6 protein-coding genes are annotated in these 14,947 nt (G+C 49.8%); 4 read left to right on the plus strand and 2 right to left on the minus strand.

The features are described from left to right. Positions 1 to 50: 50 nt before the first annotated feature. A complete protein-coding gene (locus SYN6312_RS17655) occupies positions 51 to 3,728 on the minus strand; it encodes an NB-ARC domain-containing protein (RefSeq protein ID WP_015126261.1) in 3,678 nt (1,225 codons plus the stop codon). Positions 3,729 to 3,882: 154 nt separating this feature from the next. On the opposite strand from SYN6312_RS17655, the gene SYN6312_RS17660 reads away from it, so the two are divergent. The 4 genes from SYN6312_RS17660 (at position 3,883) to SYN6312_RS17675 (ending at position 14,011) form a co-directional block, all read left to right on the plus strand. Beyond that, positions 3,883 to 7,359: a calcium-binding protein gene (locus tag SYN6312_RS17660; RefSeq protein ID WP_015126262.1), complete on the plus strand. Its 3,477-nt coding sequence runs from the start codon at positions 3,883 to 3,885 to the stop codon at positions 7,357 to 7,359. Positions 7,360 to 7,528: 169 nt separating this feature from the next. Continuing rightward, positions 7,529 to 8,368: a DUF4351 domain-containing protein gene (locus SYN6312_RS17665; protein ID WP_015126263.1), complete on the plus strand. Its 840-nt coding sequence runs from the start codon at positions 7,529 to 7,531 to the stop codon at positions 8,366 to 8,368. A 208-nt stretch (positions 8,369 to 8,576) separates the two neighbouring features. Beyond that, on the plus strand, positions 8,577 to 10,946 hold the full coding sequence (locus SYN6312_RS17670) for a DHH family phosphoesterase (RefSeq protein ID WP_015126264.1): 2,370 nt from the start codon (positions 8,577 to 8,579) through the stop codon (positions 10,944 to 10,946). A gap of 119 nt (positions 10,947 to 11,065) precedes the next feature. Continuing rightward, positions 11,066 to 14,011 (plus strand): UPF0182 family protein, encoded by a 2,946-nt coding sequence (locus tag SYN6312_RS17675; protein ID WP_015126265.1) that lies wholly within the window; start codon positions 11,066 to 11,068, stop codon positions 14,009 to 14,011. Between the two features lie 155 nt (positions 14,012 to 14,166). Here the strand turns inward: SYN6312_RS17675 and budA are convergent, their stop codons facing one another. Beyond that, positions 14,167 to 14,895: an acetolactate decarboxylase gene (budA, locus tag SYN6312_RS17680; protein WP_216594163.1), complete on the minus strand. Its 729-nt coding sequence runs from the start codon at positions 14,893 to 14,895 to the stop codon at positions 14,167 to 14,169. Positions 14,896 to 14,947: the final 52 nt, after the last annotated feature.

Here is a 14,947-nt window from a genome sequence, read left to right on the forward strand (position 1 = left end):
CCTCGGTGAAGTAAGGGTGGGCGTAATCTAAGTCTGAACCAGGCCATTGGTTAGGAAATGATCGCCCCTAAGGTTTGTAATGTTAACTTCTCGGCTTCCGTGAGTCCGCTGGCATTAACCAGATTCATCCCCTCATAAATTCGATCCGGTCGTAAGATTTTAAGACAGGTTCCGGTGTCGGCATCCCAGAGGCGAATCGTTTCATCAAAGCTGCTACTGATCAACAGATTAGGGCAGTCATAACCTGGTAGGGGCCTGGGGCTAAAGGCAACGGCGGTTACTTTGGCTTGATGATCGGTAAGTGTGTGTAAGCATTGGCCAGTCGTCACATCCCAAATTCGCACCGTGTTATCTCCGGCCCCACTAGCAACTAGCCGTCCATCAGAGTTAAATGCCACCCAGGCCACGGCAGCTGTATGTCCCACCAGGGTAAGGAGGGCTGTATTGGTTTGATAATTCCAAACGCTCACTGTACAGTCATCACCGCCACTGGCAATTAGGGGTTGGTCGGGGTGAAAGGCAATCGTCCAAGGTTTGTTGGCCTGGCCGCTCAGGGTTTGGTGGGGCTGGTCTGCGGTCAGATGCCAGAGATACAGCTGCCCAGTGTGATGTCCCGTGGCTATGAGGGGTTGATGGGGATGAATCGTAACCACATGGGGATGGCCCAAGGATTTGGGAATTTCCAGAGTCCGAAACAGTTCTGCGGTGCGATAGTTCCACAGTTGAATGACTTTGGCGGTGCTGGAGATGGCGATGAACGGAAAATCGGAGTGATGGCTGCCACTGACATAGAGTGCGACCAGGCCCGTTTTACAGGTATGCCGACAAATGCCCGTCTCTAAATCCCAGAGCTTGAGTATCCCTTCATCGTCAATACTGGCCAGAGTCGAACCATCGCCACAGAGCGTTAAGCAAATAATCGGGCCGGTGTGACCAGATAGGATTCGTGGAGAGTGGCCGCTGATTAAATCCCAAAGACGAATTTGTCGATCATTGCTGCCTGTGATCAAACGGGTTCCGGCGGGATGGATGGCCAGGGTGCGACAGGTGACACTCAATCCATACAATGTCCGCTCACACAGACGCGCTGCCACCGACCAAAACTTAATTTCATTGTTACTGACGCTATAGAGAGACTGGCCATCTTGGCTAAACACCACTGACCAAATCAGATCTCGATGTCCGGCCAATGTCGCTACTGGCTGCCCCGTACTGACTTGCCACAAACGAATCAGGCTATCTTGACCAGCCGTGGCCACTAGGCTGCCATCAGGACTGAAGGATAATCCCAAAAGTTGGCCGCGGTGAAGGCTGAGAGTATGACGACAGGGTAGGGGGAGAATTTGAGAGGAATCTAGGTTAGGAGAATCAGGGATAGTGTCCAGGCCCGCAGCATCCCACAGTCGCGCCACCCCATCAAACCCAGCCGTTGCCAACACAGTGCCATCGGGAGAAAATGCCACCTTCCAGACATTATCGCTGTGGGCCGTCAGTTGATAGAGGCACGTTCGACTGGGAAGATGCCAAAGTTTAATACAGCGGTCATAGCCACTACTGGCCAAAACAGTTCCTTGGGGATGGATGGCTAAACTCGCGACGGTGGCTTCATGGGCCGAGAATTCCTGCACCCCTTGATTGTGGTTGACATCCCAGACTTGAATCCTGCCATCTTCCAGGCCTAGGAAAAAGAGTTGCCCATCAATGCTATAACAGCCACTCCAAATAGGAGCCGGAGTTGAGATCACCTGGAGACAGACCCCCGTAGGAATCTGCCAAAACTTGAGGGTGCGATCAAAACTGGCCGTGGCTAACACCTCACTAGTGGGACTAAAGGCAACCCCTAAGGCCAGGCCCTGATGCGCGGCCAGTGTCAGTTGACGTTGACCAGTTGTGACATCCCACATATGGACTAAGCCATCGGGGCCGGTCATGGCTAAATAGCGGTTATCAGGACTGAGGGCCGAGACATAGGGGCTATTAAAGGATTCAGCAAATAACACATAGGAGAAGCTGGCCTGGTGAAAGTTGACCCGATGTAGCCGTGCATTTTGGAGATCAGCCTGGGCAATGGTTAACCCGGAAAAATCCGCCCCAGTTAAATCGAGTTCTAAGGTTTGCATCAGGTTGAGAAGGTTGCCCGCCCCATAGCTTGCCCCAGGCCCTGTATCGCGGATTTGCTGGAGAATGTGGTGCATATGTTGGTGGAGGGACACAGCAGTTGGAAATTGGGACTGGAGATTGATCCCAATAGGTTGGAGGATGAGGCGGATTTGGGTCGAGCGAATATAGTCCTTACTACTGGCCTGGAGGAGGGCATGGCTCAAAAATAGGTTCAGTTCTCCAGTGAGCAATTCCGCCGTGACCTGTTCCACTAAAACATCAGTGACATATTCCATAACCACAGGCTGCTGGGTATAACCATTGGCTTGCTTTTCAATCAGACAGCGGTTAGTGAGAGCTTCCAGGGTTTCTAGGAGTTTGCGTTTTGGCAGGGGAGTCAGAATCAGGCCGAGTAAGACATCCAGGCCTAAGCCCTCTCGACCAATAGCCAGCCAATACATCACACTCAATTCCAACGGAGTAAGTCGCTGAAACTGTTGATCGAGCAAGCGGCGAATGCCATTGAAAACGAGGGTATCTTCTTCCAGAAATGCGGCCACATCACCAGCAAATAAATCTTGAATCGAGGTGGCGACTATTTTGAGGATGAGGGGACAGTGGCTATAGCGAGAGCTTAATTGCTGTTGGACAGCCAGAGAACTATCAATATTCTTAGCTTGCAAGATGGCCTGAGCAATCTCCCAAGAACCTTCGAGTCTCCATAGGCGTACCTTCGCTTCTGTGCTGGCTAAAATTCCAATCTCAATGGGTCGCTCGCGACTGGTCAACAGAATACAACTTTGATGAGGTGTTTCACTCCCTAGGCGCAATAACTCACCATAGTCCTCATAATCTGGGCGAAATCGGCCGGCATTCCGACTATCTAAAATTGTTTCCAAATTATCAAGAATGAGTAAGCAACGGGACTGACGGAATAGCTCCAGTAACGCCCCAATATCCCCTTGGATCTGTTGTTGATGGGAAAGTAGCGGAATTATATCTTCCAATAGATTTTTTAGGGTTGGGGCATTACGAACCGTTCGCCAAATAATCGCTTCAAATTGATCTTGGACAGTTTGGGCCAATTTAATTGAAAGCACCGTTTTTCCCATTCCCCCCAGGCCCAAAATTCCCACCAGCCGACATCGGTCTTGGACAATCCACTGACTGAGGATACTGATTTCTTGCTGACGGCCATAAAACAAGGAAACGTCCATCGCTTCACCCCAATCAACCATTTGATCAATAGACGGGGATGACTCAGGGCTGGATGAAGCCGATAATGATGGCCATAATTCAGGGGACAGTGGCGGTTTAGGGATATTGGCCTGGGGTAGAGCAGATGATGTTTGAGCAAGCCTTTGATTGTGCCAATGCCGTTCTAAACAGAAGCGAATATTTTTCTTATTCACTCGCTCTTCTAAAACCGAGGAAAGAGTCTGCCAAAGCTTAGGCGCAACGGTGCGGTTAATGTAACTAAGGGAGTACCCTGCTGCCTCAGAAATTTCATCATAGGTTTTGTTCTGCCAACATCCAGTTAATACAAGTCGTTCTACTTGCCCTAATCGCCGGCCAGTTTTTTGGAACACAGTATTATCAACTGCTTCCAGGCCTTGTTCAAACTCCATAGCAAGTATGTTGATCCAGGGATAGCGAACTTTACCAGAATTTCATCAGAAGTATAGCAGAGATAATTCCGAAATTCGCTGTATGGACTGCCCAGAGGGGCCTGGAGATGATGGAACTATCAAAAGTCAAATCTAGGATTAGGAGCAGTGGGCAATGTCAGGCTTATTTAATTCCGCTCTGATTGGGCAAGAAAATGATGGGGTGGAAGATTTACTATTGCGGCGAACCAATCTAATTCGGACGACCCAGGCCCCGGCCCAACAGGCCATCGATCAACTCAATACGCAAATCAATGCCCTTGCCAAGTCAAACGGGACACCAATCCAAACCCCAAGTCTGACATCCCCCTTACTCACCCAGGCCCCCACCTCTGCCGTCAACGTAGGCATTACGGGATTAACCCCAGGCCCGAACAATCCCCTTTCCCAGTCTGTGAGTACATTTATTAATCAGAACCAAGGAACGTTCACAACTCAGAATCAAACGCCCTTTTTTGTTGGTGTTTGGGGAGATGCTTCAAAGCTGAATTACTTTAACGATTATGTCAGGGTTGGCCGGGGGGATATTTACGCAATTATTACGGATGATGGGGTGAGTCGGCCCGGTATTCCCTATGATCCTCGGCCCAGTGGTGAGTTTGACCCAGACCCCAGCACCCCAGGGATTGAACTTGATAACTATCCCCAAAGCTACTGGACATTTCCGGTGGAATTAAAGGGGGTTTACAACTTCACTGCCGATGGCAAGTTCTATCTTTATGAGGGCTATCAATACGCCAATCGCTCCGAGGGCTATATTTTACGCTTCGATGAATATACCGGAACCTATACCGTTAACGACCAGGGCATTATCACAGTCAAGTTTACGGCCGCGTCCCAGGTTTACTATTCCGATTGGCAAGATCGCTATGAGACCGGCACGATTTTTGACATTCCCGACCGCCACTTTCTGATTCGCCCCGATGACCAATCCAATGGGATGCACATTACGGAAATGGTGCGACTCCCGGATGGTTCGTTTCAACCAATTGAGAACAATCCTGATGGATGGGTGTATGCCCCGGCTTCTGGAGTTAAAGGAGATCTCAATGGCGATGGTGTGGTCAATCCCAACGATGGGGCAGTCATTGCCGGGACGTTGCGGGCGGATCTTCTCGTTGGTACTAAAAACAGCGACACCATTATTGGTCGGGAAGGGAATGATGTCATTATCGGGAATGAAGGGCTTGATGCCTTGCAAGGGGGAGCCGGGAGCGATCGGTTTGCCATGATGATCCATCCCAATGCGATGCACACCGTTACCGATTTTAATCCCAATGAAGATATTATTGCCCTGCAAACCACTGGCGATGGCCGGACAGCGAATAGCTTCTTCCTTGCCAATCAGTTTGAAATTGGCTCCCAAGCCACACGGACGACCACAAGGGTTTTCTATGATCACCTCACGGGTAAGATTTTCTATGACGCTGATGGCTCCGGTACAAAGGCGGCTCAACAGATTGGCCTGATTGCCCCAAATTTAATCACCCTCAATCACACAAACTTCTACACATTTACAACTGAAAACTTCCGCGATCTGCGGGCTATTACCAAACCCAATCCTCCAAGTAATACACCAACTGAAGGCAATGATGAGATTTACGGTACGGTGTTGGATGATCGTCTGTCTGGGTTAGGGGGGAATGACACCCTCGAAGGCTTATTGGGTAATGATTTTCTCGATGGGGGCCTGGGGGCAGATCGCTTGGTGGGGGGCCTGGGGAACGACTTTTATCTGGTGGATAACACGGGTGATGTGGTGGTTGAAGCTGCTAATGCTGGCATTGATGAAGTAGGCTCGTCTATCACCCATACGTTGGCGGCTCATGTTGAAAATCTTTCCCTGCTTGGAACTGGGCATATTAACGGGACTGGCAATACCCTTAATAACTCGATGATGGGCAATACGGGCAACAATGTTTTGAATGGTGGGGTTGGTTCAGATTGGCTCGCCGGGGGCCTGGGGAATGATACCTACATCATTGATAATCTGGGCGATAAGGTGGTGGAATCAGCCAATGAAGGCATTGATGTTATCCAGGCCAGTGTTAGCTATATCCTCACACCTCATGTGGAAAACCTGACGCTCACCGGTACAGCCGCCATCAACGGGACAGGGAATGAACTCAACAATACAATTCTTGGCAATACGGCGAATAATACCCTGACAGGAGAAGCGGGGGATGATCTCCTCAATGGTGGGGCCGGGGTTGATCGAATGGTCGGGGGCCTGGGAAACGATACCTACATTGTTGATAATGCTGGGGATGTTGTGGTTGAGGCCCTCAGTCAGGGAGTTGACACAGTTCAATCCGCAATTACCTACAGTTTAGGGACGAATCTGGAAAACCTGATTCTAACCGGAACTACGGCGATCAATGGCACTGGGAACACCCTAGCTAATACGATTAATGGTAATAGTGGTAATAACTCTCTCAATGGTGGGCTAGGGGCAGATCGTTTAGTCGGTGGTCTTGGCAACGATTCCTATGTTGTGGATAACACAGGGGATGTCATTTCTGAAACATCAACAATTACGACTGAGATTGACTCTGTTTCCTCCTCAATTACCTATAGCTTGGGAGCTAATTTAGAGAATCTGACCTTAACGGGAACAGCCGCAGTTAATGGAACAGGGAATGCCCTAGCTAATACGATTAACGGTAATAGTGGTAATAACTCTCTCAATGGTGGGCTAGGGGCAGATCGTCTAGTCGGCAGTCTTGGAAACGATTTCTATGTTGTGGATAACACGGGAGATGTCATTTCTGAAACGTCAACAATTACGACTGAGATTGACACGGTCTATTCTTCAATTAGTTATGCTCTTGGGTCAAACCTGGAAAACCTCTTTCTGACGGGCAGTGCTGCCAATGGAACAGGGAATAGTCTAAACAATACGATCACTGGAAATGCCAGCAATAATTCGCTCAATGGTGGGTTAGGGGCAGACCGTCTTGTCGGTGGTCTTGGCAATGATTTCTATGTTGTAGACAACACGGGAGATGTCATTTCTGAAACGTCAACAATTACGACTGAGATTGACTCTGTTTTCTCCTCAATTACCTATAGCTTGGGAGCTAATTTAGAGAACCTAACCCTAACAGGGACAGCAGCTATAAATGGCACTGGGAATACCCTCAATAATACAATTACTGGAAACTCTGGAGCAAACTCCCTCAATGGTGGGCTAGGTGTAGATCGATTGATTGGTGGAGATGGTAATGATCTTTTAGTAGGAGGGGCGGGTAACGACTCTTTGACCGGTGGCAATGGCAATGATTTCTTCCGGTTCACGGCGCGCACTGAAGGTATTGATACGATTACTGACTTTAGTAAGGTTTCTGGCAATGCCGATAGGATTCAAGTCTTAGCAAGTGGATTTGGTGGTGGTTTAGTTGTTGGGACACTCGCTGCATCTCAATTTATCTTGGGTACAGCCGCAACCAGTTCTACCCATCGGTTTATTTACAACCAATCTACGGGTGGATTATTCTTTGATGCAGATGGCTTCGGCGGGACAGCCCAAACCCAGATTGCGACTCTCAGTACAAAACCAGGCCTGGTTGCCAGTGACATCCTCATTGTCTAAGGCTGAGTCAGGGCAATACCGAATCTATGAAAACGTGTTCCCTTGGGTATTGCCGATAAGATGTAGGAGCTAAATCCTTAATTGAAGAACCATGCCCGATAACGATGACAATTAGTAATCAGGAGGGACACTAGGTCAGAGTTAGAGCAAGCTTTTTCACATCCCCACCATGGTCTACGACAACCTCTGCAAAGCTCTGATTGAAAGTAACCCCAGGCCCTTTGTCACATGGCTGTTGGCCGAACCTGTTGCGGAAATCAAGATTCTCAAAACTGAACTATCTGTAGAACCGATCCGGGCAGATTTTGTCAGCTTTTTAGAAGTCGGCAATCAAATCTTGCATTTGGAATTTCAAACCCAAGCTGACCCAGAAATGCCCTTGAGAATGCTGGATTACTACACCCGGCTTTATCGTCAATATCGCCAACCCGTGAAGCAGATTGTTTTATTTCTCAGGCCTACTACGTCAACCGCTGTGCAAGTGGACTATTTTGAAACTGCCAGTACCCTGCATCGCTACCAGGTCATTCGGTTGTGGGAAGTGGCAGCATCAGAACTTATGGCCTTTCCGACCTTGTGGCCCTTAGCAATTCTGGCCAAAACTACAAATGCCGAAAACTTGTTAACTGATGTGGCGCAGCGGTTAGAAGATTTAGAAAACCGAGAAGAACGACTGAGTTTAACCACTTACACCTATCTTTTGGGTGGGCTAAAGTTTAGAGAGGAGTTGTTGAATCAGTTATTACGGGAGGAAATTATGCTCGAATCTGTCACTTATCGGCGATTAGTCGAAACCAGCGAACAACGGGGACTTCAACGAGGACGACAAGAAGGTGAGGCTTTGTTAACCTTGCGGCTACTTCAGCATAAATTTGGCCCCCTGTCGGAGGCTACTAGCCAGCAGATTCGCGATCTTCCTGTTTCAGAACTGGAGAACTTGGCAGAAGCCCTTTTAGACTTTCAAACCCCTATGGACTTGACCACATGGTTAATCCAGGCCCCGCGCTAACACCAATAAAAGAATTCACTCATCAGCTTGAACCTATCCTGAAAGGCACATTGTGCTTTAGGCCTTTACACCTACTTTTTCGGTATAATATTTTTCTGTCAATATCTCATGAGCTATAGTCATTTCTGCCAAAAGTGAGACAATCATGGGATATGTAGGAGGAAAATCCCGTCTGAGATCACATCTAGGCTAGGGAGATTTTTTAACGATGGTATTTTGGCAGCACTTGGCCTCAGAGACTCCCCCAGGCCCCTTCATCAGTGCAATTAAGTCTCTCCATCCAGAAGCGGGAAACTCTACCGCCCAAGTGTTATGGCAGCGGGGGTGGCGCAATATCGCAGCGATTAAGTCTTTCTTATTTCCTGAGAACTACGAACCAACATCGGCGTTTGCCTTTGCGGAAATGTCCCAAGCAGTAGAACGGATTGCCCAGGCCCGGGCCGACCAAGAGAAGCTGGCGATTTGGGGGGATTTTGATGCGGATGGGATGACAGCCACGGCGGTGTTATGGGAGGGGTTGGGGCAGTTTTTTCGGCAAAATGAGCAGCTTGTCTATTACATCCCAAATCGGTTGACAGAATCTCACGGGTTATCCATGACCGGCCTTGCCCAACTCCAGGCCCAGGGATGTACCTTGATTATTACCTGTGACACGGGCAGCACCAATCTAGCTGAAATTCGCCATGCAACCGGCCTGGGAATGGATGTGATTATCACGGATCACCATACCCTGCCTCCCTATCGGCCCAATGTCACCGCCATCATCAACCCGAGAGAATTTCCTGACGACCATCCCCTCCACCATTTATCTGGTGTGGCCGTGGCCTATAAACTGATTGAGGCCTTGTATGCCAAATTTCCGGAGATTCCCCAAGGCCCCCTGGAAGCGTACTTGGATTTGGTAGCGATTGGTTTAATTGCCGACTTAGTCGAACTCAGAGGAGATTGTCGGTATTTAGCCCAACGGGGAATTGAGCAGTTAAAGGATCAGCAGCGTCCGGGTGTAAAAGCCTTACTTGCAAATGCCCGTAAGAGAGGAGATCGCCCCACCGATATTAGTTTTGGCCTGGGGCCACGGATTAATGCCGTTAGTCGGATTTATGGGGATGCCGGACTCTGTGTCGAGTTGTTGACGACCCGAGATCCCAAACGGGCCGAGGAATTAGCCCAGGCCGCTGAGTTAGCCAATGATCGCCGCAAAGCACTTCAAAAAACCATCATTAAACAAGCTGAAAAAGAAATTTCCCGCTTAGATTTATCCACCACCTATGTGATTGTCCTGATGCACCCCCAATGGTCAGTGGGCCTAGTCGGTGTGGCGGCAGGGCAATTGGCCAAGAAATATGGGCGACCAGTGATTTTATTGCGAGCAGAAGGATTAGACCTTGGTGATGAGGATGGTGCGGATCTAGATTTTGAATCTGCCCCCTTTAATCCTCAAGCAGATGGAAATTCACCCCCAGACTTGGCCATGGGTTCGGCTCGCTCCATTGGGGGCCTGGATTTCTATGAGCTACTCAATCAACACCTACATCTGTTCCATCGTTTTGGGGGCCATCCCTTTGCCGCTGGTTTGAGCTTACCCATTCAAAATGTGCCACTTTTGCGAGAAGCCTTAAACCAGACCTTGGGGCAACAATGGGGCGGACAACCACCGGCTGAACCTGCCATTCAGATTGATTTAGATGTCACCGTTGCTGAACTCGGGCCCAGGCTATTTCGGGAGTTAAAATTACTGGAACCCTATGATGGCCTGGGAAATCCAGCGGTCACGTTGCGGGTACGGGGTGTGGAAATTCTCAAACCTTGGCGCAATGGCCTGAAAGATATTCAAGGGCAGTCCCAGAACTATAGCTTTGTCACCTTTACAATAGTTGACCCAGAATCGCGACATCAGGCGGCGGGCATCTGGTGGGATCATCAACCCGAAGATATTCCCCTTGGACTTTGTGACCTCGTGGGAGAATTGAACTTTAACACCAAAGACAAGAAATATGTTTTTCAAGTCAATGATCTGCAACCTGCCCCCTATGCCAATGTTCTCCTGAGCCACGCCGCCCGGCTGGAAATTTTAGATTATCGCTATCGCCCCACCCCACCCTTACCAGAAACGGTCTTAACCCTAGAGACTCCCCCCCAAACTTGGGCAGAATGGCGCCAATGGCTCTCCCAGGCCTGGACGACTGCCACCCCCTTAGCCCTGATCTATGGCCACCCACCCCGCACCACTCCCACCCAGGCCTGGCAACGGTTAATTGGGATCACTAAACATCTCAGCCGCACCGGAGCCAAAATTAGTCTAGGTCGCCTCCAAACCGAACTGGGCATTAGTGAATTAGCCTTGACCAGGGGCCTGGATACGTTAACTGCCTTGGGAGTCGAGATTTTTGTTTATCCGCAGCCCGAACAGCCCCAGGCTCACCCGGCCATCAGTTGTCGCTATCCGCAAGCAATTTCTCGCAACGCCCAGGCCGTAGAGCAGTTTGCCCTCACCATTGCCGAAGAACAGTTTCGCCGCCATTATCTGGCCCAAGTCCCGACCCCGACCCTCCGGCAAGTGGCTGGGCAATCCGATTAAAGTTCTCAAATGTTCAACATCCTACCCGTCATAGTCCCTCAGGAATTAGGCAGGATAGAAGCAGCCCGCGTTTAGACGCTTGGTTTATAGATCATCAGTTGTTCGTAGAGTGGTAGGAAATGACCGTAATTGCCCCGCCTCCCCTGACATCGAAAACGCAACGATGGCCGAAAGGAATCCTGGTTGGCCTGCTGAGCCTGACTATTTTGGGGCTGATTTATCTGGGCTGTCGAGTTGTAGCTGAATCCCTCTGGTTTCAGGAATTGGGCTACTTATCTGTGCTTTGGCGGCGCTGGCTGACCCAATTCGGCTTTCTGGGCCTGGGCCTGGTGGGGGGATTGGTCTTTTTGGGCTTAAACAGTGGCCTGGCCTATCGATTACGCGAGCAAACGCCCCGCTCTGGGACACGCTATTTAGGGTTGCAGGGACTCTTGCCCTTAAGCTTGGGCCTGGCCTTAGTCACGATTGCTCTAGTTGAACATACGGTAGTGGTCTCCTTAGCCTTTAATTCCCAGGCCCAGGCAAGTTTGGCCATTAATCCCCTCCTGCCCCAGTTTGATTTGACTGCGGTGATCACGATTGTTGGAGGCTGGTTCCAAAATCCCCTCTATCTCTGTCTTGTCTTGTTGGCGGCTGTCGGCTGTCTTGTCCAACCCTTTTGGGGCTATCGGCTGGTGGCCATTGGGCAAAGCTTGGGACTGGCCTGGTTAGGGCGGAATCATTGGGCCATTGTTCTCCAGGCCTGGCAACGGACAAACTTTAGTCAAATTGATCCCCTGTTTCATCAAGACATTGGCTTTTATATTTTTACCCTGCCCTTTTGGGAATGGATCCGCTTTGTCCTCACTGCCTTGATGATTTCTGCCCTCGCCGGAGTCACCTTAATTTATCTGTTGGCCGGAGATAGCCTCAGTCTTGGTCAGTTTACGGGGTTTAATCGGGCCCAACGGCAGCATATCCAGGCCCTCGCCGGTGGGTTTTGTTTCTGTTTAGCCCTAAGTTTTTGGTTAGAGCGTTATAAACTCCTCTATTCCCCGCAGGGAGTCACCTTTGGGGCCAGTTATACGGATATTAGAATTACCCTTCCTCTCTATACCCTCTTTGCTGTTTTTACCTTGGGGGTGGGGATTATCCTGCTCTGGTCAGCAATCCGGCGGGGTGGGAAAGGGCAAATTCGGCTGGCCCCCGCATCCCCTTGGTTATTGCGAACCGTGACGGGCTATGCCTGTTTAATTTTTATCATTGGTCAAATTCTCCCCAACCTGGCCCAGGCCCTGATTGTCCAACCGAACGAACTGGAACGAGAACTGCCCTATATCCAGCGCACGATTGATTTCACTCGTCAGGCCTATAACTTGGAAACTGTTTATGCAGAACCCTTCCAACCGGAAAATAATCTCACGGCCCAAGCCCTCGCTGACAATGCCCCCACGGTGCGGAATATTCGCCTCTGGGATACTCGCCCTCTTTTAGAAACCAATCGCCAACTCCAACAACTGCGCTCCTATTACCGCTTTCCCGATGCCTTTATCGATCGCTACCAGATCAGTGCCCAGGCCGACCCCACTTCAACAAATCCCAACTCCGATCAAGAAGTCCGCCAAGTCCTCACCGCCGCCCGGGAGTTAGATTACACCGCCGTCCCCAGCCAGGCCCAAAGTTGGATCAATGAACATCTGGTGTTTACCCACGGCTATGGCTTTACCATGAGTCCCGTCAATGTAGCGGGTGAGGGAGGGCTGCCGAAATACTTTGTCCAAGATATTGTTAGTGGTTCCCAGGGCGGTTTAGTGACGGCCAATCCAGCCATCGCCAATAGTATTCCCATTGGTTTTCCCCGGATTTATTACGGACAAATTACGGATACCCATGTCCTGGCCCCCTCCAATGTCCCGGAATTGGACTATCCAACGGGGAATGACAATGCCTATAACCACTATCAAGGACGAGGAGGCGTTCCAGTGGGGGCATTCTGGCAACGGTTGGTGATGTCTGTTTATTTCCACGACTGGCAACTGTTGTTAACTCCCAATATCAACCGAGAAACCAAGGCTCTCTTTCGCCGCAACATCATGACGCGGGTGCAAACCTTGGCCCCCTTTTTGCGCTTTGATCAGCAGCCCTATTTAGTCATTGCCGATACCCGCCCCGAGGCTGCCATTGATGTGGAGTCGCCCCATGAATCAGAGCCAAATTTCTTGTACTGGGTCATTGATGCCTATACTGTCAGCCGTTACTATCCCTACTCTGATCCGGGGGAGGAGCCGTTTAACTATATTCGCAATTCCGTCAAGGTGGTCGTGGATGCCTATCATGGTTCGGTGCGCTTCTATATCATGGACAATTCCGATCCCTTGATTCAAACCTGGTCGAAGATTTTTCCGAACCTCTTTTATCCCGTTGACCAAATGCCGCCGCGTCTGGCCGCCCATCTTCGCTATCCGGTGGATCTGTTCCAGGCCCAGTCTCAGAAACTTTTGCGCTATCACATGACCGATCCGGTGGTGTTTTACAGTCAGGAAGACCAATGGCAAATTCCCCAGGAAATCTATGGTAACGATCCCCAGGCCGTCAAGCCCTATTACCTGATCATGCGGCTACCCAGTGGGAATCAGGAGGAGTTTATTTTGCTCTATCCCTTTACGCCCCTAAATCGCCCCAATCTGGTGGCCTGGTTAGCGGCTCGCTCAGATCACGATCAATATGGGAAGCTACTCCTCTACACCTTTCCAAAACAAGAATTGGTCTTTGGCCCCCAACAAGTTGAAGCTCGAATTAACCAAGACCCAACCATTTCCCAACAAATCTCCCTCTGGAATCGGGCTGGCTCACGTTCATTGCAAGGGAATTTACTGATTATTCCGATTGAACGCTCGTTACTCTATGTCGAACCCCTTTACCTGGAAGCCAGTCAGAATAGTTTGCCGATTTTAGCGCGAGTGATTCTCATGTTTAATCAACAAATTGTCATGGCAGAAACCTTGGATCAGGGCCTGGAGAAGCTCTTTCCTGGCTTTGTAAACTACAACAATCCAGATCAACTCACCATTAGTAATCAGCAGTAATCATCATGGCAAAACAGAATAACTTGTTCACCCTGCCGAGCATACTCCTACTCCCTGCAGTGTGTTGCGACTTTATTTAATTTACTGAGGTTGTTCCGAACTGACTGCTTGAGACTGCCGCAATGAGTTCTCTGATCTTCCATTCCGGTCTTGAGCTAGGGAATTGGGGCAGGTGATTGGGCAAAGGCAGCAGTGTCGGGAAATTGAATCTGCCAATCCTGCATGAGTTGGACTTGAACCACCGGATTCCGAAATTGCCCAGCTAGGAGATGCCCACCACTTTTTTTATCTTTGGTTAAACCATGAAAATGATATCCAGCCGCATTGATTCCTTGCATATTCTGGGGCAGGCGGAACCCGACTAAGGTAGCTGAGACTTGCTCAAAATTAAACAGGGTTTGCTGTTTGACGACTGCGGCTAGGGTTGGGTAGGGCGGGGTCTGGCCTGGGACACTTCGGAATTGCAATTGGGGGAATTGGCCTTCAATCGCTAGGGCATAGGGATAGTTGAGACTGGGTAATTTTTGATCTAAGGCCGTTTGTAACTCGGTGTAGGTAAAAGTTCCGGGCAGGATAATTTTTTGGGTGGGCTTAAACTGGGTAACAACAGCAAAGGGAGTCTGGCTTTGATCACTGACAGGTAAAACTGCGCCATCACGTTTGACTTGATAAAACTGATTGTCCAGGCCGATCAGTTCTCCATCCAGGCCCGCAAAAGTGCCCAAACCAAAATCCCCATGTCGCCGCAACTCTCGAAAACTGATCGCCCCCTCAAACACCCCGGCACTTAAAGCATCCAAGGTCGAAACCTGAAATCCCCGACTGACCGGATGAGCTACACCTAAGGACACCAAAGGGACGCAAACCGCCAGGAAAATTCCCAACCACAACCCCCTGCGAAATGGTCGAAGTAATCTGCCGGAAATGAAAGAGCGA

It is taken from the genome of Synechococcus sp. PCC 6312 (assembly GCF_000316685.1).
In the GTDB taxonomy this organism is placed as follows: Bacteria; Cyanobacteriota; Cyanobacteriia; order Thermosynechococcales; family Thermosynechococcaceae; genus Pseudocalidococcus.

Coding starts and splice junctions, on each gene's coding strand:
- SYN6312_RS17655 (WP_015126261.1), bottom strand. CDS start 3,728: ATGGAGTTTGAACAAGGCCTGGAAGCAGTTGATAATACTGTGTTCCAA.
- SYN6312_RS17660 (WP_015126262.1), top strand. CDS start 3,883: ATGTCAGGCTTATTTAATTCCGCTCTGATTGGGCAAGAAAATGATGGG.
- SYN6312_RS17665 (WP_015126263.1), top strand. CDS start 7,529: ATGGTCTACGACAACCTCTGCAAAGCTCTGATTGAAAGTAACCCCAGG.
- SYN6312_RS17670 (WP_015126264.1), top strand. CDS start 8,577: ATGGTATTTTGGCAGCACTTGGCCTCAGAGACTCCCCCAGGCCCCTTC.
- SYN6312_RS17675 (WP_015126265.1), top strand. CDS start 11,066: ATGACCGTAATTGCCCCGCCTCCCCTGACATCGAAAACGCAACGATGG.